This window comes from Bacillus canaveralius, from assembly GCF_002860125.1.
In the GTDB taxonomy this organism is placed as follows: domain Bacteria; phylum Bacillota; class Bacilli; order Bacillales; family Cytobacillaceae; genus Bacillus_BJ; species Bacillus_BJ canaveralius.
Genome location: NZ_PGVA01000024.1, coordinates 167,454 through 191,064, shown reverse-complemented (window position 1 = coordinate 191,064; position 23,611 = coordinate 167,454). Strand labels below are relative to the sequence as shown.

Annotated in this window: 28 protein-coding genes and 2 pseudogenes; 24 read left to right on the top strand and 6 right to left on the bottom strand. The window is 41.3% G+C overall.

Annotated features, from left to right (window positions below):
• The first annotated feature begins 267 nt into the window (after positions 1-267).
• The 6 genes from CU635_RS10910 to CU635_RS10885 all read left to right on the top strand — a co-directional run bounded on the left by CU635_RS10910 (position 268) and on the right by CU635_RS10885 (position 6,651).
• The gene (locus CU635_RS10910; protein ID WP_101577392.1) at positions 268-1,311 is read left to right on the top strand and encodes a spore coat protein; all 1,044 of its coding nucleotides are present in this window, start codon (positions 268-270) and stop codon (positions 1,309-1,311) included.
• Positions 1,312-2,191: 880 nt separating this feature from the next.
• On the top strand, positions 2,192-2,980 hold the full coding sequence (locus tag CU635_RS10905; RefSeq protein ID WP_245917414.1) for a PAS domain S-box protein: 789 nt from the start codon (positions 2,192-2,194) through the stop codon (positions 2,978-2,980).
• Positions 2,981-3,301: 321 nt separating this feature from the next.
• Complete coding sequence (locus CU635_RS10900; RefSeq protein WP_101577391.1) at positions 3,302-4,435, top strand: ABC transporter ATP-binding protein; 1,134 nt, start codon at positions 3,302-3,304, stop codon at positions 4,433-4,435.
• Entirely contained in the window at positions 4,436-5,083 is a 648-nt protein-coding gene (locus CU635_RS10895; protein ID WP_101577390.1) for an ABC transporter permease, read from the top strand. It begins immediately after the preceding gene.
• 27 nt (positions 5,084-5,110) lie between these two features.
• The gene (locus tag CU635_RS10890; protein ID WP_101577389.1) at positions 5,111-6,004 is read left to right on the top strand and encodes a glycine betaine ABC transporter substrate-binding protein; all 894 of its coding nucleotides are present in this window, start codon (positions 5,111-5,113) and stop codon (positions 6,002-6,004) included.
• Between the two features lie 14 nt (positions 6,005-6,018).
• Complete coding sequence (locus CU635_RS10885; RefSeq protein ID WP_101577388.1) at positions 6,019-6,651, top strand: ABC transporter permease; 633 nt, start codon at positions 6,019-6,021, stop codon at positions 6,649-6,651.
• Positions 6,652-6,794: 143 nt separating this feature from the next.
• Here the strand turns inward: CU635_RS10885 and CU635_RS10880 are convergent, their stop codons facing one another.
• Positions 6,795-6,977 carry a hypothetical protein gene (locus tag CU635_RS10880; RefSeq protein WP_125929021.1) on the bottom strand — a complete coding sequence of 61 codons (183 nt, stop codon included), beginning with the start codon at positions 6,975-6,977 and terminating at the stop codon, positions 6,795-6,797.
• A gap of 219 nt (positions 6,978-7,196) precedes the next feature.
• Here CU635_RS10880 and CU635_RS10875 point away from each other — a divergent pair, with 219 nt between their 5' ends.
• The 3 genes from CU635_RS10875 to cotJC are packed head-to-tail and all read left to right on the top strand — an operon-like array spanning position 7,197 to position 8,293.
• Positions 7,197-7,445, top strand: a complete 249-nt coding sequence (locus tag CU635_RS10875; RefSeq protein ID WP_101577386.1) for a spore coat associated protein CotJA — start codon at positions 7,197-7,199, stop codon at positions 7,443-7,445.
• The gene (locus CU635_RS10870) at positions 7,442-7,702 is read left to right on the top strand and encodes a spore coat protein CotJB (RefSeq protein ID WP_101577385.1); all 261 of its coding nucleotides are present in this window, start codon (positions 7,442-7,444) and stop codon (positions 7,700-7,702) included. Before CU635_RS10875 ends, CU635_RS10870 begins: the two co-directional genes overlap by 4 nt.
• A 21-nt stretch (positions 7,703-7,723) precedes the next feature.
• A complete protein-coding gene (gene cotJC, locus CU635_RS10865; protein WP_101577384.1) occupies positions 7,724-8,293 on the top strand; it encodes a spore coat protein CotJC in 570 nt (189 codons plus the stop codon).
• A 48-nt stretch (positions 8,294-8,341) separates the two neighbouring features.
• Here cotJC and CU635_RS10860 read toward each other — a convergent pair whose 3' ends face one another.
• Positions 8,342-8,503 carry a VOC family protein gene (locus CU635_RS10860; protein WP_245917411.1) on the bottom strand — a complete coding sequence of 54 codons (162 nt, stop codon included), beginning with the start codon at positions 8,501-8,503 and terminating at the stop codon, positions 8,342-8,344.
• A 161-nt stretch (positions 8,504-8,664) separates the two neighbouring features.
• Here CU635_RS10860 and CU635_RS10855 point away from each other — a divergent pair, with 161 nt between their 5' ends.
• Together CU635_RS10855 and CU635_RS23325 are read left to right on the top strand one after the other, a co-directional pair.
• On the top strand, positions 8,665-9,426 hold the full coding sequence (locus CU635_RS10855) for a kanamycin nucleotidyltransferase C-terminal domain-containing protein (protein WP_101577383.1): 762 nt from the start codon (positions 8,665-8,667) through the stop codon (positions 9,424-9,426).
• Between the two features lie 327 nt (positions 9,427-9,753).
• On the top strand, positions 9,754-9,900 hold the full coding sequence (locus tag CU635_RS23325) for a hypothetical protein (protein WP_180955450.1): 147 nt from the start codon (positions 9,754-9,756) through the stop codon (positions 9,898-9,900).
• Positions 9,901-9,947: 47 nt separating this feature from the next.
• Here the strand turns inward: CU635_RS23325 and CU635_RS23320 are convergent, their stop codons facing one another.
• From CU635_RS23320 to CU635_RS10845, 3 genes are all read right to left on the bottom strand, one after another.
• Positions 9,948-10,115 carry a hypothetical protein gene (locus CU635_RS23320; protein ID WP_180955452.1) on the bottom strand — a complete coding sequence of 56 codons (168 nt, stop codon included), beginning with the start codon at positions 10,113-10,115 and terminating at the stop codon, positions 9,948-9,950.
• Positions 10,116-10,470: 355 nt separating this feature from the next.
• On the bottom strand, positions 10,471-11,214 hold the full coding sequence (locus CU635_RS10850) for an alpha/beta hydrolase (RefSeq protein WP_101577382.1): 744 nt from the start codon (positions 11,212-11,214) through the stop codon (positions 10,471-10,473).
• A gap of 145 nt (positions 11,215-11,359) precedes the next feature.
• Positions 11,360-11,569, bottom strand: a complete 210-nt coding sequence (locus CU635_RS10845; RefSeq protein ID WP_245917409.1) for a YozQ family protein — start codon at positions 11,567-11,569, stop codon at positions 11,360-11,362.
• 171 nt (positions 11,570-11,740) lie between these two features.
• Here CU635_RS10845 and CU635_RS10840 point away from each other — a divergent pair, with 171 nt between their 5' ends.
• The 6 genes and pseudogenes from CU635_RS10840 to CU635_RS10815 all read left to right on the top strand — a co-directional run bounded on the left by CU635_RS10840 (position 11,741) and on the right by CU635_RS10815 (position 15,901).
• A complete protein-coding gene (locus CU635_RS10840; protein WP_101577380.1) occupies positions 11,741-12,508 on the top strand; it encodes a TraR/DksA C4-type zinc finger protein in 768 nt (255 codons plus the stop codon).
• 253 nt (positions 12,509-12,761) lie between these two features.
• Positions 12,762-13,448 (top strand): zinc metallopeptidase, encoded by a 687-nt coding sequence (locus tag CU635_RS10835; protein WP_101577379.1) that lies wholly within the window; start codon positions 12,762-12,764, stop codon positions 13,446-13,448.
• A 209-nt stretch (positions 13,449-13,657) separates the two neighbouring features.
• Positions 13,658-14,425: a GDSL-type esterase/lipase family protein gene (locus CU635_RS10830; RefSeq protein WP_180956523.1), complete on the top strand. Its 768-nt coding sequence runs from the start codon at positions 13,658-13,660 to the stop codon at positions 14,423-14,425.
• 35 nt (positions 14,426-14,460) lie between these two features.
• A pseudogene (locus CU635_RS10825) lies at positions 14,461-14,876 on the top strand (spore germination protein); the annotation flags it as partial.
• Between the two features lie 6 nt (positions 14,877-14,882).
• Positions 14,883-15,340: pseudogene (locus CU635_RS10820) on the top strand (Ger(x)C family spore germination protein); the annotation flags it as partial.
• A gap of 45 nt (positions 15,341-15,385) precedes the next feature.
• A complete protein-coding gene (locus CU635_RS10815) occupies positions 15,386-15,901 on the top strand; it encodes a Ger(x)C family spore germination C-terminal domain-containing protein (protein ID WP_444500391.1) in 516 nt (171 codons plus the stop codon).
• A 140-nt stretch (positions 15,902-16,041) separates the two neighbouring features.
• Here the strand turns inward: CU635_RS10815 and CU635_RS10810 are convergent, their stop codons facing one another.
• Positions 16,042-16,806 (bottom strand): HAD family hydrolase, encoded by a 765-nt coding sequence (locus CU635_RS10810; RefSeq protein WP_101577375.1) that lies wholly within the window; start codon positions 16,804-16,806, stop codon positions 16,042-16,044.
• Between the two features lie 187 nt (positions 16,807-16,993).
• Here CU635_RS10810 and yhfZ point away from each other — a divergent pair, with 187 nt between their 5' ends.
• The 7 genes from yhfZ (at position 16,994) to CU635_RS10775 (ending at position 23,608) form a co-directional block, all read left to right on the top strand.
• A complete protein-coding gene (gene yhfZ / locus CU635_RS10805; RefSeq protein WP_101577374.1) occupies positions 16,994-17,914 on the top strand; it encodes a GntR family transcriptional regulator YhfZ in 921 nt (306 codons plus the stop codon).
• A 139-nt stretch (positions 17,915-18,053) separates the two neighbouring features.
• Positions 18,054-18,416, top strand: coding sequence for a PRD domain-containing protein (locus CU635_RS10800; RefSeq protein WP_101577373.1), 363 nt, complete (start codon positions 18,054-18,056; stop codon positions 18,414-18,416).
• Positions 18,416-18,787: a DUF2620 domain-containing protein gene (locus CU635_RS10795; RefSeq protein ID WP_101577372.1), complete on the top strand. Its 372-nt coding sequence runs from the start codon at positions 18,416-18,418 to the stop codon at positions 18,785-18,787. Before CU635_RS10800 ends, CU635_RS10795 begins: the two co-directional genes overlap by 1 nt.
• Positions 18,788-18,798: 11 nt before the next feature.
• Entirely contained in the window at positions 18,799-20,301 is a 1,503-nt protein-coding gene (locus CU635_RS10790) for a YhfT family protein (protein ID WP_101577371.1), read from the top strand.
• Between the two features lie 57 nt (positions 20,302-20,358).
• Entirely contained in the window at positions 20,359-21,276 is a 918-nt protein-coding gene (locus tag CU635_RS10785) for a phosphotriesterase family protein (protein ID WP_101577370.1), read from the top strand.
• Between the two features lie 54 nt (positions 21,277-21,330).
• On the top strand, positions 21,331-22,437 hold the full coding sequence (locus tag CU635_RS10780; RefSeq protein WP_101577369.1) for an aminotransferase class V-fold PLP-dependent enzyme: 1,107 nt from the start codon (positions 21,331-21,333) through the stop codon (positions 22,435-22,437).
• A gap of 7 nt (positions 22,438-22,444) precedes the next feature.
• Positions 22,445-23,608: a YhfX family PLP-dependent enzyme gene (locus CU635_RS10775; protein WP_101577368.1), complete on the top strand. Its 1,164-nt coding sequence runs from the start codon at positions 22,445-22,447 to the stop codon at positions 23,606-23,608.
• The last annotated feature ends 3 nt before the right edge of the window (positions 23,609-23,611 follow it).

Here is a 23,611-nt window from a genome sequence, read left to right as displayed (position 1 = left end):
TTATTATGCTTAAAAAATAAAATGGGAATCTATAGACCAATTCTCCTTCTTAGCAAGTATGATAGCCAATTTAACAAAAATGTTAACATTATGTTAAAAAGAACTATAAAAGATTATACAGTTTTATCAGGGGGGATATTTTTGGGTATTAAAATGTCACAAGCTGTGTTTACTATTTACGTCCAATAAAGTAAAAATTCCATGCATAATTGCCAGGTAAAGGGAAATATTAGTCTTTGTTAGTAAAAAACCAAAGGAGTGATCCCCATGCCTTACGGCGCGCATGAAACAATGGAAGTACATGAGTGTTTACTCGAAAAATTCAATATGATCCTGCATTTTAACATGTATGCTACACAAACTAGGAATCCGCGATTGCTGGACATGATCGTTCGCCACCAGCAAGAAGAGATCCGCTCTTATAATGAGGTCGTGGCATACACGCACGATTATCGAGGATTTTCTCCGATTCCCCCAAATACGAACATAAGAGGGATCGATCCGCAGCAGATTAAATACGGCTTGAACAATCCACCGCTATATATCCCTCAGTGGGGTGCTGTCGACAGTGATGGAGAGATCGCTACTGCAATGTTGCTTGCCCATAAAAATGCTGCGAGAAATTCTATGTGGGCAGCTCTGGAAAGTGCCGATCCAAACCTTCGCCAGTTATTGATCAACTGTTCTGTAAACTGTGCAAACCAAGCTTATGAAGTTTTCTTATTTATGAATGAGGCTGGTATATATCAGGTACCAGAGATGAGAAACCACACGGCGAAAACATTCCTTCACCGATATCAGCCAGCTGATCAATCTCTTGAGACTCAATACTTCGGACGAACAGGACAAAACGGACAAGGACAAGCACAAGCTGGACAAAACGGACAAAACGGACAAAACGCTCAAAACGGACAGCCAGGACAGCCAATGCCTAACGCGGGTTATTCCGGAGAAGGCGATGGAGCACAGCGATATGCTAATTCAACCGGAGCCGCTGGATCCGACGCGGGAGCCGAATTGAATGCAAGTGCAGCTGACAGCGTTTTGTACGGTGGCAACCAGGAATATACTAACGCTGGACAATCCGCTGCTGCGGGTGACAACTTAAATGGGGCCGGGGCAGCTGTGAATCAGGCAGGGACGGCTATGAACCAAGCAGCATTAGCAAACCAGGCAGGGGCGGCTATGAATCAAGCAGCATTAGCAAATCAGGCAGGGGCGGCTATGAATCAAGCAGCATTAGCAAATCAGGCAGGAGCCGGCATGAATCCTGCGATGATCCAGGCCGCAAATGGGACACTGCCACAATAATTTTGGCTATCAAATACTTAGCAACCATTAGCATTACAACAGGAGCTTGGATTCCAAGCTCCTTTACAAAGTTCAGGATGAAGGTGCAAATGTAAATCCCGAGTTCCGCTCGGTAAATTTGGAATTCCGCTCGTAAATCCGGAGTTCCGCTCGTAAATCCCGAATTCAGCTCGTAAATTTCGAGTTCCGCTCGGTAAATTTCGAATTCTGTTCGTAAATTCGGTATTTTATGTAACTTCCACTGACTTACTCTATTTCAGTTCGCGTGCTCCCAAATGCATATGACCGCCCGATGGATTTGTAGTACACCCTATATTTAGACGGAAAATCTGGAGGATGTTGCTATCTACGCTATTTGTTCACATAGCCGACTTACAAGTTGATGGTGTAAAGTGGCAGTGGACGTATACTAGTCAAAGAAGCCGATGAGATATCTTGGAAAGTTGACGATAAACCAGCCGAAGTTGACGATAAACTAGTCGAAGTTGAAGATATATCTCAAGAGTTGACGATAAACAGTCGGAGTTGATGATATAGCTAAGAAGTTGACGATTACATAGTCGAATTTGATGAAATATCATGCAAAGAAGATAACGATAAATAGCCGGTTGATGGTTATTGAGCTAAATAGCTCGGTGCCATTACCACATTCGGACTTCACTGGAATAATTATGCCGAGACAGCTAGAATTTTCAAAATAAACCATGTAAATTCTGTTAATAAGGCTTAATCATATTCAAATAGGGTAAACAAAAGGGAGTTGCTTGGTAATCGGGAGCCATCCCATTTTTTCAATTCATACTGAATGATATCGGTGCAAATCTATATCTACTACATTGGTATTCTACAATTTTAGCTTTTGATAGAGGGAGTGAAATGATTGAAAAAAGACGCCTTAAGTGAAGACTATCAAACCATTCTCGAAAATGAACAAATATATCGCCAGATTATTGAGTACTCAGTGGAAACAATTATTATCCATGCTGACAATAAAGTTTTGTATATAAACCAATCTGGCGCGAATTTTCTAAGAGCCACTAAAAAAGAATTGATTGGCGCCTGTGTATTGGACATTTTTGAAGAGAACGCTAAACCTGCGATAAAAGAGAGAATACAGACGACAATGACAGAAAATAAGTCCGGCGAACTGATTGAGCAAACGATTTTCAGGATGGACGGTACACCTGTTGAAGTTGAATTGTACTGCCATCCTGTCTTATTCGGGGATAAAAGAGCAGTGCAATCGACTCTTAGAGATATCACAACACGAAAAGAAGAAGAGAGGCAGCATAAAAGAGAAATTAATGAAGTATCCGCCCCGATAGTGCCGGTTTTGGATGGGATTTCTGTTCTGCCCCTCGTTGGTTCTATTGATTCGGATCGGGCCAAACAGTTGCTGGAAGTTCTCCCATCAATAATTCAAAAACGCCATATTACATATTTAATTATTGATTTTTCTGGTATATATAATTTTGATGAACTTGTAACCGATTATCTGCTGAAAATTAGTGCCGTGATGGGGTTGCTTGGAGTCGAAGCAATTATTACGGGAATAAGGCCGAAACTTGCCCAAACCGCGGTAGAGCTTGGTGTCAATTTGTCTGGAACCAGGAAGATGGCTTCCGTACAACAGGCATTAGAATATCTGGGAGTTGGAAAAATCAAATGAGTATATAACAGAGGTCTGCCGGATCATTATCGGCAGACCTTTGCTGAGGTCCTTTTTGGCTTTTTCGAGCGCTTGCGCTTTCTTATAGACCGACGCAATGGAAGATACAATTACAATCAGGATACATATGCTAAGCATTATAGATGGCAATAATGCTTGTCAGCAAGCCGCAGTTCAAACACGGGAGAACGATGTCAGACAGATTTTCCAATACTGCAACTTGAAAATAAGAAAAATCAAAATAGGTATTTAGTCGTTTTATATTTTTCAAATAGGGTAATAGTAGCTAAGTTACTAACTAGCTAGATATGGGGGACATTCATGATACGATTTAGAAATGTATCGAAAAGATACAATGATGGATTTGAAGCATTGAAAAATATTGATTTGGAATTGGAAGCAGGAAAAATACACGTTTTTATCGGGCCGAGCGGCTGCGGAAAGTCAACAACGATGAAATTGATCAATCGGTTGATTGCACCATCTGAAGGGCAGGTCTATATCAATCATCAAGATGTTTCAAAGATGAATGCAGTCGTTTTACGCCGGAAAATAGGCTATGTCATTCAAAGCATCGGGTTGTTTCCTCATATGACAATCGCAGATAATGTTGCGGCTGTGCCGAGATTATTAAAATGGGACGAAAATAAAACGCAATCTAAGGTAAATGAACTACTTTCGATGGTTAATTTAGCCCCGGATATTTACCGCAACCGGAAACCCCGCGAACTTAGTGGCGGACAGCAACAGCGGGTTGGCGTTATCCGGGCGCTTGCCGCTGAACCGGAGATTATTCTAATGGATGAACCGTTTAGTGCTTTGGATCCGATTAGCAGGGAACAGTTGCAAAATGAGTTACTGAATGTCCAGGAGGACTTGAAAAAGACGATAGTGTTTGTCACTCATGACATGGATGAAGCGATCAAAATTGCTGACAATATCGTTTTGATGAAGGGTGGAGAGGTTATCCAGGTCGGCACACCGGATTTTATTTTGCGACACCCTGCAAATAAATTTGTAAAAGAGTTTATCGGGAAAAGCCGGTTGAAGGAGCAGATGGAGATACCAACCGTAAATGAAGTGATGGTAAATAACCCGGCAACGGCTTATCCAGAGCGCGGACTGGCAGCGGCTTTAAAAATAATGGAACAACGGAGAGTCGATTCGCTCATTATCGTTGACCATCGAAAAAAATTGTTGGGCTACGCCCCGATTTTAAATGTTCTTGGTCAGTATCGTGACGAAACGAAAACGTTACAGGACGTAATGCAACCTTTCACATATACTGTTGAACCAAATATCCCCTTTACCGTTGCCCTGGATTATATGGGCCAGCATAATCTTCCCTACGTGCCTGTAGTGACAACAGAACAAAAGCTTGTTGGGATCATCACCCGTGGCAGCATGGTACGCCTAATGGCAGAAGTATTCCCGATCGATGATGAGGTGATGTAAATGGAACTGTTACAAAATTACTTGCGCTTCTTGCAGCAGCGGTTCCCGGATATACTGGCTCGCTCCGGGGAGCATCTGACAATCGTGGCTCTGGCCGTTCTATTTGGCTGTCTTGTTGCGATCACGACAGGAATTTTTCTGACCCGTTTAAAAGAGGGTCGGCTGACTTCGCTGGTGTTCGGCATCATTAATATTTTTCAAACAGTGCCAACGATAGCGCTGCTGGCGATGCTGATTCCACTCTTCGGGATCGGATTAAAGCCGGCCGTTTTTGCTCTATTTCTATATTCGCTTCTCCCTTTGCTCCGCAACACTTATTCCGGTATTAAAGAGGTCGATGAAAGCATGATCGAAGCCGCCCGGGGAATTGGTTTTAGCCAGATGCAGCGATTATGGAAAATCGAACTGCCACTGGCGTTTCCGTTTATCCTTTCCGGCGTTCGGCTCACAACCGTCTACATTATCAGCTGGACCACCTTGGCTGCTTTAATTGGGGCCGGGGGACTAGGTGACTTAATTATTGGCGGGATGGCAAATAACGATAACTTTCTTATATTTACAGGAACGATCAGTGCAATTATTTTAGCACTGATTGTCGATGCAGTACTCGGCTTTGTCAGCAGAAAAGCAGAGCAAGCGCGGGCCTAAAAAAAGAAAAGAGAACAAGGAGACTATATGTTAAAACCGATAAAAGTATGGGCTGCAGTGTTAATGTTATCGCTCGGTTTATTATCATCCTGCAGCTCCCAAGACACGATTCGAATTGGAGCAGCGACATACACCGAAACGAAAATCATGGCAGCCATTTACAAAGAGCTGATTGAAGATCGAACAGATATAAGCGTAGACATTATCCCCGATTTGCTGTCAACTCCGATGATCCTGAATTCGATGAGCCGGGATGATTTGGATATGGCACTGATGTATTCAGGTATTATTTTTAATAACTTTTTCCCTGTTAAGCAAACCACTGATCGAGAATCTGTACTTCAACAGGCACAGGAAGGCTTCAAAAAATACTATGATTTTACATGGTTTGATCCATTGGGCTGGGAAAATACGTATGCATTAACTGTCAGAGAAGATGTAGCAAAAGTAAAGGGTCTCGAAAACGTTTCAGATTTAAAAGAGTTTCAATCAGATATGGAATTTGGCGTAGATTCGTCATGGAAGGAACGAAAACACGATGGTTATCCGGCGTTCATTAAACATTATCGATTTGATTTTCAAAACGCGTATGCGATGGATATTAATCTCGTATATGAAGCAGTTGCCAATCAAAGGGTGGATGTCGTTCTTGCCTACTCCACTGATCCGAGACTGATAGAATTCGATTTAAAAACATTAAAGGATGACAAACGTTTTTTTCCTCCTTATGATGCTTCCATGGTCGCCAGAAATGAGGTTTTAGAAAAGAATCCGGAGTTAGAAAAAATCATGAATGAGCTTGTCGGTGAGATAGATGAAGAAACAATCACCCGGCTTAATTATGAAGTAGATATAAACAACCGCAATGAACGGGAAGTCGCAAGAGAATTTTTAAAAGAAAAAGGCCTCCTAAATAAATAGACGGAGTGGAAAAAATGACGTTTTTACAAGAACTATTTACTTACATGGCAGAAAACTTTGACCTCCTGCTTGTTTACACCGGTCAGCATTTGCTCATGGTGGCCATCGGAGTAGGAGCAGCTCTGATTGTTGGAACCTTCCTAGGTATCCTCTGCAGCCGCTATTCAAAGCTTGCTCCTGTTATTTTATCCATTGCCAACATCATTCAAATTATCCCTAGTTTAGCCATGTTGGCTCTGCTTATGCTGTATTTTGGCCTTGGATTTTATACAGTCGTTGCGGCCCTGTTTCTCTATTCGCTCTTGCCAATCATTCGCCATACGTATGTAGGCCTCCAGCAGGTGAATTCCTCGATCACAGAAGCCGGGCGCGGGATCGGTATGACATATGTTCAGTTATTGACAAAAGTCCAGCTTCCGCTTGCGATGCCGTTTATAATGGCCGGCTTGCGTATAGCCGCTGTCATCGCGGTCGGCGTAGCAACACTTGCCCCGTTCGTGGGGGGAGACGGGTTGGGTCGTGAAATCTTCTCCGGAATCAACTCGCGCAATGACATCCGCATATATGTGGGGGCGATACCAGCTTGTCTCATCGCGATCCTGGCCGACATCAGTTTAGGTAAATTGGAGAGAAGGATGAAAATATAGCCAGGTTTTAATCAGATTTAACCCAAGAAAATTATAGGTTTATCCCTAGAACAAACACCCCTTGTTTCTTTGAGGGGTGTTGTTATGTTGACGATTACAAGAAATTCAACGACTTGGACGGTTTAATTCGGACCATTGCAGATTCATGGTTCAGACTGCCCTTTAGAATCTAAGTTTCGATGTTCACTAAAATAAGGATTTTCAGTGGTAGCAAAATTAACAGACAGAAGACTCCGATCCGGGTCGAGACCATTTAAATCTTTTGGTTCATGCTCACCTATTTCCTCACCAATAGAGGCAGCGTCATCTTTTCTTTCTTTTGTCACCAAGATCATCTCCTTTCGTAATTTTAGAGTATGCTTCCCTAAAATCATTTTCTCTATACTTCTACTGGGCTGATGATATCTGCATAAGAAATGAAGACTGACGGAAGGATATTTGCTTCGCGGGCTCCACTTTGTTTTAGCATATATTTATCTGTCATCAGGACAACCAGACGGCGAATATGTTCAGTAAAAAGGACATTTTGAAAAGAGGTGTATCGATTGACTGACCAACAGAAACAAACGTTTTCACGCTTAAAAGCGTACCGTCCCTTTCATAGCGTATATGACCCTTGCAGACCTATCGGGGTAAAATTTTACTCGACGCCTCCACAGCTCTATCTGGGATTTCAGCCCGCCAATCTTCAACAATTCTCCGCGCATGAAGCATTAAAAAAGGGAACTTTATGGCCGGTTTTTTGGGATTATTACAATAACCCGTATGAAACAAAAGGGAGGGAGCGAGAGTGAACCAGCTGCCTAGTGAATATTATCAATCGTTAGAACAAATTCAGGCTGTCGATTTTGTGCTTGTGGAATTGACTCTTTATTTGGATACACATCAGGAAGATCACCAGGCTATGCAGCAATTTAATCAGTACACACTATACAGTAAACAGATGAAGAGGGCGTTTGAGGCGAAGTTTGGCCCCCTCCAGCAGTTCGGAAACAGCTACACGGATGCGAATTGGAGCTGGGGAAAAGGGCCGTGGCCATGGCAAGTATAGGATAACAAGGAGGATACAATGATGTGGATTTACGAAAAAAAACTTCAATATCCGGTAAAGGTCAGTACTTGTAATCCAAAGCTTGCTAGGTACTTAATCGAGCAGTATGGGGGTGCTGACGGAGAATTGGCAGCGGCATTGCGCTATTTAAATCAGCGCTATACGATCCCGGACAAAGTGATTGGCCTCCTCACGGATATTGGCACGGAGGAATTTGCCCATCTTGAGATGATTGCGACAATGGTTTATAAACTGACAAAAGATGCGACACCTGAGCAATTAAGAGACGCTGGCCTTGGGGATCATTATGCCAACCATGATTCTGCTTTATTTTATCATAATGCGGCAGGAGTCCCATTTACAGCTGCATATATTCAGGCAAAAGGTGACCCGATCGCGGACCTTTATGAAGATATTGCCGCGGAAGAAAAGGCGAGAGCTACATACCAGTGGCTTATTGATATGTCGGATGACGAGGACTTAAATGATAGCTTACGATTTTTAAGGGAACGGGAAATTGTCCATTCCCAACGCTTCCGTGAAGCGGTTGAACTCTTAAAAGAAGAACGGGATAGTAAAAAGGTGTTTTAAGCTGTAGCAGCACCCACAAAATCCCCTTTCAAGGGGATTTTGTCTTCTTTAAAATAGTATTGGATCATGATCTCTGCTGAAGTACCCAACTCGATGTTCTAATTCCTCTTTCCATTCATCGACTTTTATAACCCCTAAGTTCGTTTCATACCACTTCTTTGACTTTTCCATATCCGTAACTGGGATAAAAATGCTGCCGACCTTAAACACCAATACCACTCCTTTCACTTTTATCTAAACTTTCATTTCTTTAGACGATAGCTAAAACCCTTTTAATATATACATTTCCATGATGAAAACATATTTTTTTATGAAAATTTTGAAGGAAAGACTTCATCGGAAAAAGAAATATGTAGGAAAGGGGGAATACGATGCTTCCATATCCAGCCTATACATCAAGAGAAGAAAAGATAGAAATGATCAGCAGCATAAAAGCAAGATTATTAAGCAAATACGGGGAAGACATACTGGCTATCGGTGTATATGGCTCGATAGGCCAGGAAAAGGACGGACCATATTCGGATATCGAAATGCATGTCATAACAGAAGATGGAATTGACATAAAAGGTCATGAGTTCATTTACGGCGACTTCAAAATAGAAATCGATACTATTCAAAAAAATGAAATGTTTAAAAAAGCGCAACAGGTTGGTGACTCATGGCCAATTAAAGCGGGTTCCTTTATTCATATCCTTACAGTGTATGACCCGCATCACTTATTTGAAGAAATCAAACAACTTCCCTTTCAGGTTTCGAGCTCAGCCATTAAAGAAACAATGCGGGAATTTATGATCTGGGAACCGTATGAAACAATCGGCAAAATACGAAATAATTATCAATCTAAAAACTTTAATTATCTTCCTCTGGCTGCATTAGATTTAGCGTGGCAAACAGCCAAACTGATCGGACTGGCCAATAGGCAATACTACTCTACCAGAGCGCGAACTTTTGAGGAATCAATGAAGCTGAAGTCGAAGCCTTCCGGATATAACGAGCTTGCGCAGGCAATTATGGCAGGAAGGCTGGATGATAAGCAGCATGTGTACCAGCTGTGTGAAAATTTGTGGACTGGTTTAAATAGTTGGTATGACGAACTTGGAATAAACTATAAAGTCCGTGAACTGCCGTTTTAATATAGCGGTTCATTGTCGTTAACGAGGTCAAGGGTCATTCTTATGAATAAAACAGAGGAGGCCATATTATAGGGAAAGTGATTTCATTTGAAATTAAGCAGGTATTGTATTGGAAAAAGCAAATTGAAAAGTCTCTCACAAGCTGCTTAGGTAGCCTTGTCCTCTTTTTTGAGAAAAAATGATCTGTTTTGTACTCAAAGCTGAAAGTTGAAACTTAATAAGATTAAATTCGTTTTTAACATTTCTGTTCTAAATTCTAAGCAGCTATTGTATCTTTTATGGAATGATAAAATTAAATAAGGGCAGAATCTGAAATGAGGTGACATAATGGGAAAATTAATAGATTTTAAATCTGTAGCAAAACCAATCAATTTAGAAAATAGAAAAGAAAAACTTGAAAAGCGTAGACAAGAGATCATAGCAGAGCACGAATCAATAAGAAAAAGAGCCGATCAATTATTGCGAAAAAAATAAAAGAGGAAGCAATACATAGAGTTTGCTTCCTCGATTTATACACTTTTTTATTTGTCAGATATTGAACTTTGAACAAGCTGGTAGTTATGATTAATGATCTTGCCTACGCGTTTTTGTAATTCCCGGTATTCTTGCTCAGTTTTCTTTTTACGGTCAGCAATAATATCCCGTTGATTTCTAAATTCGACAATACCTGATTTCTCAGTGGTAATCATTGATTAACCGCTCCTTCCGAACTCTGGAAATCCTGAGAACCCTGTAGCGCGGATTGAAAGTAAAGATATCGTCAAGGACTATGTCAGTCGATACTCTGAGTATTCTTTTACCGTTTCTGATGTGGAGTACTATCCTGGGGAAGGTATATTTGTTGTTCATGTCATTTCAAAGCACGGAAAGATTAAAGGGAATGTGGATGTGATTATAGTAAAGTAGTGCACGAGGAATTTTCAACTCCTTTAAAATAATTGATGTGCAATCAATTTTTGTCAGGGCTTAAAAATCAGGGAATAATAAGGAAGAGGAAAGAGCGAAGCTGTTCCCGCTCTTTCGATTACTCCAAAGTAAAGCAAGTTACTTAAGCGCTTTATCAATAAATACAAGTGTTTCGTCAATAATTACGTCTTGATCATAATCAAGAGTAGCGACATGATAGCTGTTTTTTAATTCGATCATTTTTTTAACCGGGGAGGATACCTGGTCGTAAATGATTTGCGAATTGCCGGGCGGAACGACATGATCCTCCTCCGAAACAAATATCAATACCGGACATGTTATTTGCGAGAGCTTATTTTTTACAATTTCCATCAATTTCACGATTTCCCGGACTGATTTAACCGGAGTCTTTTCATACGCAAGCTCTTTGACGTTTGGATTTTTAATATCCGACCCAATTGCATCCAAAAATCGCACATTTGCATGTTGGACGGCTTCCATATCGGGAATTTCAATCGCTGCATTGATCACAATAATCCCTTTTATGTCAGGGTATTTTTCAGCCAAGTATAAAGTAAGTGTGCCGCCCATTGACAAACCAGTGACAAAAATGGTGTCGCAGCGCTCCTTGAGCCACTGATAGCCTTCTTCGATGGATGCGATCCAATCCGCGTAGGTTGTTGTCTCCATTTCTTCATAGTGGGTTCCATGTCCGTTGAGCCTTGGCCCGCAAACTGTGTAGCCAGCTTTCGCGTATGCTTCTCCAAGCGGGCGCATGCTTTGGGTTGACCCAGTGAATCCATGGGAAATTAAGATACCGACCTTGTTTCCTTCAAAATAAAAGGGTTCAGCTCCTTCTAAAACCGGATATTTTTCTGCCATCCAACATCCCTCCTAATCGTTTTAAAACAGTCCTACTATTTCTTTCGATAAAGGAAAAAAATAACCTGCTTAAATTTAGGAAGAAGTATACTCAGCAACACAAATATCTACAATTTGAAACTGGCTGACAAGGTCTTTTATGAAATTAAATTGTATTCTCCCCGTCCCCCCTGTTTCCGGTTCTTGGAATTGGCGGCTGATCTCCTTGTGGAGGGACACTTTCTCCCATATAATTATCGCTTACTTGTTCATGCGTAGTAGCCAGTCCAATTGACACTTCATCATTGCGGTGATAATCTTTTTCCTCGTAAAATTTACCTGCGAGCGCTGAGCTCTGTTCGTTGTCTTTTTTCACGATGTCGTCCTCCTTCGAATGTCTTTAACTTATTTTCTACAGGGAGCTCAGCGATGATTCCAGCCATTAAATGGCAAAGAGATACGAAGTCATATACACTTTTTACCTATAATCAACGAAGGATTATTAACGAATAATAAAGAAAACATCAGTAAGAAAGGGGTGTGTACTTTGTTAGAAAAAGACCAAATTGCGGCACTAAAAGCAGATCTTGAACAATCGAAGAAAGATATTGAGTGGCAATTTAAAACGAATGATCATTTTAATTTAAAAAGTAACCTGAACCGCGAAACATCGATTGAGCTTTCAGCTTATGATAACCATCCAGGCGATGAAGGAACCGAGCTGTTTGAAAGGGAAAAAGATATTGCGCTGAACGATCATTTGGAATATCAGTTCGGCAATATCAAAAAAGCGATCCAGGCGATAGAGAATGGCACCTACGGACTGTGTGAAGTTTGCGGTAAGGAAATACCGATCGAACGTCTCGAAGCGATTCCACAAACAACCTTTTGCATTGAACACACGCCTGACAGAACGATTTCGGATGACAGGCCTGTCGAGGAAGAAGTCCTTAGACCTCCATTTGGAAGATTTGATTTAGATGAACGAGAGGAGAATGTTGTTCTCGATGCGGAGGATACATGGCAGGAAGTAGCGGCTTTTGGAAACTCTTCATCACCGTCTGATTTTTACGATGTTCCTGAAGACCAGGATGCTTTATTCAACGAGCACAACGAAAATATTGGTTATGTTGAAGATTACGAAAACTTTATTGGAAACGATATTGAGGGGAAAAACATTACAGTTTATCCGCATAATAAGCAACATAACGATTATGAACAGCAGCTTGATGAAGAAGGAATCATGACGAAGTTCGGCGATCTCCCTGCATATGAACATGACCCTTATGTCGAAAAGGAAGATGATTATAGCTAATCATTTGACATAGTATTCAGCATTTCATATAATTTAGACAATAACTCGAATATTTTCTCCTAAAGGGGAGTAGCTTTTACAGCAAAGTCGTCATTACAGAGTTTTGACTCTCGGCTTTGTTGGCAGCTTAACGTTGTTAGCAAGACCTTTATCTTATGTTTCATGGGGTAGAGGTCTTTATTTATGGCTTTTACCAATAGCGGTAAAAGCCTTTTTATATGAGATAGATAATCAAAAAGGGGAGGAATAAATGATGTTTTTTCATCCAATGGATTTTCTCATTCTGATAGCATTTGCAGTTTCAGTGTGGGCCCAGTTTAGAGTAAAAGGAAACTTTAATAAATGGTCTCAGGTTGGGACGAGAGCACATTTAACCGGAGCTGAAGTGGCAAGAAGGATTCTTGATCGGAACGGTCTTTATGACGTGCGGATTGAAGTCGTTCGAGGGACACTATCAGATCATTATGATCCGCGCAGCCGTGTCGTTCGTTTGTCCGAGCGCGTCTACTATGGAAACTCAATTGCTTCTGTATCCGTGGCCGCCCATGAGGTTGGTCATGCTATTCAACATCAAGAAGCTTATGGAGCTTTAGTTTTGCGCCATCGCATGTTTCCAGTTGTCAATCTAACTTCCGGTGCCGCTCCTTTCTTATTAATAGGTGGGTTTTTATTTCAAAATCTATCCTTAATTGGGCTCGGAATTCTCTTTTTCTCCGCAGTTGTAGCGTTCCAATTAATCACCCTTCCGGTTGAGTTCAACGCCAGCTCACGTGCGAAAACGCTGATGCTCGCAGAAGGAATGATTTATAACGATGAGGAGCACGGTGTGAATAAGGTGTTAAATGCTGCCGCTTTAACATATGTTGCAGCTGCTCTAATTTCACTATTAGAGTTACTCAAATACGTGATGATCTTCTTCCAGGGACAGAGAGAGGAATAATCAAAGCAGCTAAGAAATACGGAGAATTTGAAATAAGAAAAATGAATGGGATATTTTTTCGAAAAATCGAAAACCAATCTACTATCAAGTGATCCGAACCTGTGCCTGCAACGATGTCATTAACAATCTATCATACTTACCCCTTCAAGCTTGTTTACTTGCCGCCTGAAGGGGTATTTTATTTGCAGAATGAAAAGGGGGCGATCTGGGTGAGGAAGAATTTAATCCAAGCTGTATCCCTGCTTTCAGGAATATGTCTGCTCCTGTTGCTGTTCGGCTTTGGCTTGACCATCCAAAATCCTGAAAAGGAGTCAGTTAGTATGGATATGCCGGAGGTAACCGCAGACGAGGATGGAAAACATATTTTAGCGATTGGAGACTCTCTGACACGAGGATTCGGCGATTCAAAAGGGCAGGGTTACACAGGCTATTTAATCGAACATCTGCAGGAAAGTTCAAATGATAAGATCACATTGCAAAACTTGGCGATAAGTGGATCGAGTACTGATCAATGGTTGGAACAAGTAAAACAAAAAAAGGTACAACGGCAGGTAAAGCGAGCGGATGTGATCCTGATAACGATCGGAGCAAACGATTTGTTCCAGGAAGGGAAAACAATAAATAACTTCAATACACAGACGGTGGATGAGTTAAGGAAGCAATATCTCGTTAATTTACAGGAAATCTTAACAGAGCTTAGAACACTGAATGCGCAAGCGCCAATTTTTTTCATTGGTTTATATAATCCGCTTATCGACACGAATAATGCTGATTTGATAACGCGTGTAGTCAGGCAATGGAATTACGAAACAAGCCTATTGTTAGATAAATATCATAAAACTGTTTTTGTTCCAGTCTTCGATTTGTTTCAGTCAAATGTGAATGACTATTTATACAAAGATAAATTCCACCCGAATACAAAGGGCTATAAATTAATTGCAAAACGCATAACCCCACTAGTAGAAAAGGGAGCTTGATGATAAGTTAGTAGGCTGCGAAATCAATTAGCAGTAAAGAAGCAAGCCTGCGAATGCCGAGAAAAACAGGCCAGACATTAGGTGTCATTGGCGGAATTGTGATCGGTCAGGCGGCAGTAGAAGCGGGTTTCGCCAGTAAAGTATTGATTGTATTAGTCGGAATATCCGCGATTGCTTCGTTTTTAGTTCCGAACTATCTTGTCAGTAAAGCAAATACAATTATCCAATTCATCTTTCTGTTCCTAGCGGCTTTTCTGGGGATTTTGGGGATTGCATGCTTGCCCATTTAAATGCACTGACATCCCTAAAACAGCCGTATTTCGCACCGGTGGCTCCATTTTTTCTGGAGGATTGGAAAGACTTCCTCATCCGTGCCCCGTTAACCTGGTTAAAAACTCGGCCGGAACATTTACAACCTATCCAGAAATGGCGTTACCACCGAAGGAGATGATCGAGCGTGTCGACACTTTTGTATTCTGATAGAACAGCTACTTTTGGCACCAGTTGGGTTTTGCCGGTATCGATTGCGAAGGGCGAAGAGGGAAAGATAAAGGTCAGTACGGTGGTGCCACCTGTAACAAGAGAGAAGAAAAACTTGTTATCTGTTGAAGTTGATTTATTGAAACAAGGAAGAAAAAATTTTAATTCAAGGTATTATCGCGAATTAAAACTTGGCCAGCTGCGGGCGTTATTTTTCAGTGAAGAATTCGCGGAGAAGGAAGTGCTTTCGATAATCAATGCAATCCTTGCTGACCCGAATGTTTCACCACGCTGTATTTCGTTGTTGTTAAAGGGAATTTTGAAGAATATATAAAAAATAAAATGAATAAGCAAGAGAATCTGGATTATTTTCTTTACCGTATGCTCAGGCGTTATGAGAGAGATAATCAAGGGGAGTTCACGATTGTCAACCTTCATGAATTTACGAAACAAGTTTACTCTCCATTTACTGATCCGGTGATGCCGATTTTTAAGGCAGACAAAGAAAATATTGAATATGAGGGAACCGGTTTTTTTCGGCGTGACAAATTGGTTGGAATCGCTAAACATGAGGAGGATGAAATTTTTCAGCTGCTTGATGAAGATCGTTACTTAAATAATCTTCCGATTTTACCTTTATCGGTTTCGTTAGGGCACGTCCGTACAAACGTGTATTTTGATTTTAATCAAGATCATTCCTCGTTGGATCTGAAAATTGATTTAAGAGGGAGAATTGATGAGTACCAGGGCAACAAGAATATACATGATGATGCCGATTTCATGGAGCTAAACCGGGAGATTGAAAAATACCTCGAGAAAAATACAAAGGAATTAATAAAGGAAATGCAAGAGCTAAAAGTGGATCCTCTTGGAGTGGGAACCTATTTACTGAAACCGTTCGACAAGCTAATGCCAGAAAAGAAATGGTTAGGTCATTGGGGAAATATGAAAGTTGACGTGCGATACAATGTTTATATTGAACCGTTGACGATATAAGAATATATAAAACTGCTGCATATCATTCGGTTTAAAGTATTCCATTCACAAAATACCAAGAGCCAGCGGGTGGTGGTTATTGGTATTTTGGAAAGTATTTTTCAACCTTATAAACGTGTCTATGGAAAAACCCGAAAACGTTAGGAAATGAATGCTTTATCGAGGTTAAAAACCTTTCGCAACGCTACGTCAACACCATGGTTGTCGTTATCCCCGGTTACCCAATCAGCGTTCTCTTTCACACAATCCGGAGAATTGTTCATTGCAATCCCCACTCCTGATGCCGCCAGCATTTCAATGTCATTTGTGCCATTACCTATTGTAACAACCTCATTCGCAGAGATTCCCAATTGATTAATTAACGGCAAAATCCCCGTCCATTTTGAGCCTTGCGGAAACACCTCCAATCGATCTCCTTCATCAAAGCTCACAGCTTCGTCTATTTGCTTTTGAAAAACAGCACGCTGAAGCGGATCTGTATAGAGGACCAACCGGTGGGCATCGTGATTTGTATCTGCTATAACAGCGATCTCCGATTCAGGCAGCATATATTCTATTCCAAGCGGGGTGTGATTCGAGCGGGAAGAACGGTAGCTAAAATGGATATAAACCTCGTTTAAATCGTTTGTTTTCCTGCACAGATCATATGCCAGCCGGGCAGGAATTTTCACATCGTGAATAACCTTTTCCCCGGAAACAACGTATCCGCCATTATAAACTACATACATCGAGATGCCCAATTTTTCTCCGTGAATGATTGCGCCATCCAGAGATCTGCCTGTTGCCAGGGCAACTAAAACACCTCGTTGCTGAAGCTCCTGAATGGTCTTGATAAGATGTATATCCAGCTGGCCTTTAGAATCTAATATTGTTCCGTCAATATCTAAAAACACGATCCGGTACATAAAATTCCACCCTTTATCGAGTATTAGTTTTTTATATCAGTCTCAACACCTATAATAATATCATTGTACAATTTTTTGTATATAAAAAATGTTTTTGCAAAAAAGATATTGAAACCGTTTTCTACATGTGTTATGCTAACAGCATGAAAATACAAAAAAATGTACATTACTCAAAATGGTGATACAAATGAAGGAAAGCCTCTATTCGAAAAAAGGCATTATATTACAAAAGATAGCCGAAGAATTGCTGTTTATTGAAATTGATCAACGCTTGCCAAAGGTTGGTGATTTCGCCGAGAAATATCAGGTTGGCCGCGGTACGATACAGTCGGCATTAAAAAAATTGGAGGAAGAAAACTGCATACGCCTCGAACCAAGAGGCCATCTCGGTACATTTTTAAGAGCAAAGAATCTATCCAATTTATTGTTGTATGCCGGAGCAAACCAAATAACCGGGGTTATGCCGCTTCCGTATTCCAAAAAGTATGAGGGGCTGGCAACGGGTCTTACGTCAGAGCTCGAGCATTTGGGCCTTTCTCTAAATATCGCGTTCATGAGAGGATCTGAAATCCGGCTCGATGGGGTAAGACAAGGCAGATACGATTTCGCCCTTGTGTCAAAGTTCGCTGCTTTGGAGGAATTAAAAAGAGATAATAATCTGAAAATTGCTTTGCAATTTGGCGTAAAAACTTATGTTTCAGAACATGCTGTAATTTTTGCCAATGCAGAAAAAAGACAGCTTTCCGATGGAATGACGGTAGGGATCGACAGTTTTTCAGCAGACCAAAGAATTTTAACACAGGCTGAAGCAAACGGGTTGGAAATAGATTATCTGGAACTTAACTATATGCATCTGCTTCAACATTTAAAAGCAAATACGATAGATGCGATGATTTGGAATGTTGATGAAATTGACCCGGCGTCATTTCATATTCAACCGCTGTCTTCTCCGCTAGCGATTCAATATGAGAAGCAGATGAATGAAGCGGTTTGTGTGATTAAGAAAGATAATCAGAAAATGGAATACATCATTAATATGCTTTCGAAAGATAGAATAGTGGAGACCCAGGCGGATGTAGTCAAAGGGAATCTTATTCCTAAGTATTAATTTTTTCAGATGAAATATACAAAAAAATGTATTTGGGGGTGGTTGTCATCAACTTTCATTAATCAGTATAGATTAGCATACAGATATTTTTACGAGTAATATACAATTTTTAGTACATTGTGAAACAGGGGGAAGCAGCATGGATGCCACTTTAAAAGAAAGAATTGATCTATTGCATGACACAAACCAAATAAACGATGATATCTTTCATGAGTTACCAGGTATTTTTGAGAAAGTCGAAAAGTTCCTTGATGTGAAGCTTACCGAGGAAAATGCCGGGTCATTCGCCAGTCACATCTCTGTAGCTCTACAGAGAATATCTGAAAAGAAAGCGGTAACAGAGATAGCTGCTGAACTCGAAACTGTTATTGAGAAGAATCCGGACTTTTACGAGTTTGCCAAGAAACTATTGTCTGAGAGCAGTGGAGATGTTGACATCAATGCTGAAGCAGCATTTATCACATTATATTTTTGTTTATTAACAGGAAGGGAGAATGAATAATGTTAAGAATCGTAGTTGGAGGACTTAAAAAAGATGTGACTGAAAGAGCCGTAAAAGCAGCTGGTGGAGATAAGGTTCAAGTAACCGTTACTTCAGATTTTGAAGGCGCTAAAAAAGTAAAAGCCGGGGATGCAGATTATTATTTAGGTGCATGTAACAGCGGTGGCGGTGCAGCCCTCTCGGTTGCTATCGGAATTTTAGGATACGCTAATTGCTCGACTGTTGCCAAAAACGGTAAAAAGCCGAATGCTGAGGAAATTCAAAAATTAGTAAACGACGGAAAGATTGCTTTTGGTATGGCTGTTGAAGGTATTGAGGAAAGTGTGCCTGTAATTATAAACAGTTTGCTTAAAAAACACGGTCTTGAGTAGGAGGAACACGTATGGATATCTTGCAAAATACTTCATTTCTTGAAATCGCAGTAATCGTACTGCTGACTGCTTTGACTGCTTTGGCTTCACATTTGGGGAAAGCGGTATTCCATGATGGAATTCGCCCGATTTTACCTGAATTTTTGGAAGGCAGAATGAAGCGTACTGAACTCGCTTCAATCTCCTTTGGTTTAAGCATCGGATTTATTGTCTCTGTTGGACTGTCCTTTGCCGTCTCCTTTGAACTTTTAAACCCATGGCTACTTTTCCTGCCGACTGATATTTTAGGTGTTATGGCCACTAGATGGTGGGTAGCGGCAAGCCTCGGTGGTGTTTGGGGATTAATTGCTTTATTTGGACTTACTGGTGTGCAAGCGGTATTTACTTTATTGCCCGTCGATTTGCTTGGCGCCTTGGGTGAACTTTCAACACCGGTGCTTGTAGCCTTTACCGCATTCCCGATCATCGCGATTTTATATCAATTCGGATGGGTCAGAGCACTTATTTCAGGTATTTTCGTGCTAATCGTCCGTCAGCTTCTTCCACTTGTCGGCGGTATTTTCACTGATAAAGCAGAAGCAAGCGTAGAAAAAGCCAGCCAGTTGGCGAATGTTACGTTCCCAAAAGATGCTGATCTTGCAGCGAAAATCAATACGCTGAAAGAGGCAGGCGTAGATAATCCGCAGGTACAGGAATTAATCTCACAAGCTAGCAACAGTCTTTCGTTAGGTACAACTATCGGCGGATTTACGATGCAGATCGCTGTTTTGATGTTGGTTGGAATGATTCTATTAGTTAGCTTTGCCATTATAAAAGATATTAAAAACAAAGGGGAAGTAAGTGTTGACTCTGATGAGGAGAACATTTTTGACGCCCGCACAAAACGAATTTATAAAGGTATCCCTATTTTAGCAGGAATTGGCGCACTATTAGCGGTGGCAGCCAACTTGGGATTGATGACGGGTTCCGAGGTTTCAGGCCCGATCCTTCAACAAGCATGGGATGCTACAGGACAAGAGCAAAGAGATCTTTTACAAAGTGCCGCGATTGCAGATATTATTCGGGGGATCAGCTTCATCCCGTTAATTGTGACAACAGCACTGGCTACCGGTGTTTATGGGGTAGTCGGATTAACTTTTGTTTTCCCGATTGGTTATTTGTTGCCGAATCCAATTCTGGCAGCGATCGTCGGAGCAGTGTGGATTTGCCTTGAAATTGTCGCTCTTCGTGGAATTGGTCGTTTTCTACAACGCTTCCCATCATTACGGGAATCGTCCGACAATATCCGTTCATCGATGAATTCTATGATCGAGCTTGCATTGTTCATCGGTGGAGCCTTTGCGGCAATGAAGATGGCACCAGAAGCAGTTGGTTTATCACTGACGATTTATATTCTCTTATATGCTGCAAATGAAGGTCTTGGACGTCCGATTATGAAGCTTGCTGCCGGACCGGTAGCGATTATCTTAACGGGTATAGTTCTTAACTTGTTATATTTCCTTCAATTAATTTAAATTCACTGAAAGGTAGGGGCTCGGTTGCCCTACCTTTCATGTTAGGAGAGATTTCACATGAAAATCCAAACCGTAACTGGGCCGGTAGATCCTCAAGCGATTCATAAAACAATGATTCATGAACATCTTGTATTTGATCTTTCAGAGGTCAGGCAAGAAAAAGACCGTGATTCGAAGCTGGAAGACTCTCCTCAACTGGATCATGAAATCCAGCTGTTAATCGACTCAGGCTGCAATACGATCGTGGAAGTATCCAATATCGGAATGGGGAGAGATGCTGAAGCTTTAAGTGAAATAGCTCACAAGCATGATTTAAATATTGTTGCTTCTACCGGCTTCTATAAGGAATCTGTGTACCCATCCTTTGTGTTTGAAAAGTCGAAAGAAGAACTTGCAGAAATCATGATTCGTGAAGTTTTAGAAGGAATGGATGAAACAACTATCAGAGCCGGGTTAATTGCTGAAATCGGCAGCAGCTACGAGGAGATTACAAAAACGGAAGAGAAAGTTTTTCAAGCGTCGATTTTGGCCCATAAAACGACAGGTGCGCCGATTAGCACGCATTGTGAAATTGGGACCATGGGAAGAGATCAGCTGGACATATTCGAAAAACATCATGTAGACATGAACCGTGTATCATTTGGGCACCAGGATTTAAACGAAGCTGTCGAAGAACAACTGCTGCTTTTAAAAAGCGGTGCATATATCCAATTTGACACAATCGGCAAAAACAGTTACCGAAAAGATACAGATAAGGTCGATAACCTGCTGGTATTGATTGAACGCGGATACGAAGATCAATTAATGCTTTCGTGTGACATCACAAGAAAATCGCACTTAAAAGGGTATGGCGGTTATGGCTATAACCATCTGTTTGAAAATTTCATCCCGGCTCTTATTGAAAAGGGGATTACAAATGAAATTCTTGATAAAATGCTTGTTCACAATCCAAGAAAGTTTCTAGCATTCTTGTAGATCCTCAAATCTATCGATAAATAAATTTTCCAGGATGAGAAAGAAGGCCAAGCAATGTATGAACAATCAGTTTTGAGAGATATGACTTTTGAAGAAGCGAAGGAGCTTCAATTCCGGTTAATGGATGAAGTGACACGGGAAATCAGGAATAATGAGTTCTTTCATATTGGAGATGTTGGCCTTCATCCAGAACATAAGCGGCCGTTAATGACGGCACGGGTTGAAAATGTACTTGCTAAGACATTTCAGGCAGAAGCGTGCGCCTTAGTGCGCGGCAGTGGCACAGGAGCGATTCGCGTCATTCTCAGTGCTTTAGTTGAAGCAGGTGATCAGTGTATCGTCCATAGTGCCCCAATGTATACAACGACAAAAGAAACATTTCGCTTAATGGGATTAAAGCAAAACCGTGTTGACTTTAATGATCAGTCTGCTCTAATAGAGACGTTAAACAGTGATAAAGAGTCGAAGGTTTTTTACGCCCAGCATTCACGCCAACAACCGACTGACGACTATGACTTGCAAGATGTGATCGCACTTGTAAAAGAAAAACGGCCTGACTTACCGATTGTGGTGGATGACAATTATTGTGCGATGAAGATAAAAGAAATCGGTACCCAGCTTGGCGCTGATTTTTCAACCTTTTCCGGATTTAAGCTGTTAGGCCCTGAGGGAATTGGGATAATTTTAGGCGGAAAAGATGTAATCGAACGAATACACGAGCGAAATTATTCAGGCGGGGGACAGGTGCAAGGTTTTGAAGCACATGAGCTCCTGCGCAGCCTGGTTTTTGCCCCAGTCATGATCGCCATTCAAACCGGGCAGGTCGAGGAATTATGCCGCTCTTTAAATAATGGGGTAATAAAAGGAATAAAAGAAGCTTACATTACAAACTCGCAATCTAAGAACGTGATAGTTGAATTCGAACAACCGATCGCAGCCAAAGTGATTGAGCTTGCCTCCAAATATGGGGCAGCGACCTATCCAGTTGGGGCAGAGTCACGTTATGAATTAATTCCGATGATCTATCGGGTATCAGGAAGTTTTCTGGAAAGCAGACCTGAATTAAAGCAGCATGGGGCGCGAATCAACCCTATGAAATCTTCTGCAAATACAGTCATTAGAATTTTACAAAATGTAATGGAAGAACTATCAAGGGGGTAATAAGCCCATGTTTTTGGAAATGACGCTTAAACGAAATGAAGGGCTGATCAGATCTGCAGTTAAACTCCATCAGGAGGGAATCATCCCGGCGAATACGTATGTCATTGATCTGGATACGCTCGAGCATAATGTAAAAAAACTGAGTTTAACAGCAAGTGAACACGGCCTTAATCTCTATTATATGACGAAACAAATCGGCAGGAGTGCTTTTGCCGGCCAGGTGATTGAACAAAATGGAATTGAACGGGCTGTAGCAGTTGATATTGATGAAGCATTTGAATTAAAGAAGGGTAACTGCCGGATCGGAAATATTGGCCATATTGTCCAGCCAAGTAGATCCCAGTGGCCAGAAGTCCTCACAAAATTAAATCCGGAAGTGGTCACACTTTTTTCTGTTGAACGGGCCAGACAATTATCAGAGGCTGCAGTCAAATTAGGCAAGGTCCAGGATGTCATTCTCCGTGTCATTAAACCGGAAGACTTGGTGTACCCCGGACAATTTGGCGGATTTATATTGGACCAGTTGGATGGACAACTTGCTGATTTGCTGAAACTAAAAGGAATTCGCGTCATTGGGATCACGAGCTTTCCTGTCTTGCAGCTGAATGAAGAAAAAAACGACTTCGCTTTTACGTCCAATATCGAAACGATCGTGAAATCCCGAGAAGTATTAGAAAATAAAGGCATTGCTGTTACGCATGTCAATGCACCTAGCGCGACAAGCTGCCATACGATCCCAATGCTAAAAGATTACGGTGTTACACATGGCGAACCGGGACATGCCTTAACAGGAACGACGCCATTACATGCCTATCGAGAGGATTTACAGGAAATCCCGGGCATCGTTTATGCATCGGAAATATCCCATATGGATGAAAAGTACGCCTATACAATTGCGGGAGGATATTATGCCCGTTCTAATATGGAGGGTGCATTATACGGGAGTAATGGATCAGCTATCATATCGCAGCGAACAACGGTCGATTGTGTATCACCTGAAAACATTGATTACTATGGCTGCCTGGAGCGGAAAAATAATATGAACGTTGGGGATTCCGTCATTCAATCGTTTCGGACACAAATATTTGTGACAAGAGCGCATGTTGCATATGTCAGAAACGTGAATTCCGAAAATCCCGAGCTCGTTTTTTTCCAAAGAAGGGGGATGTAAGAA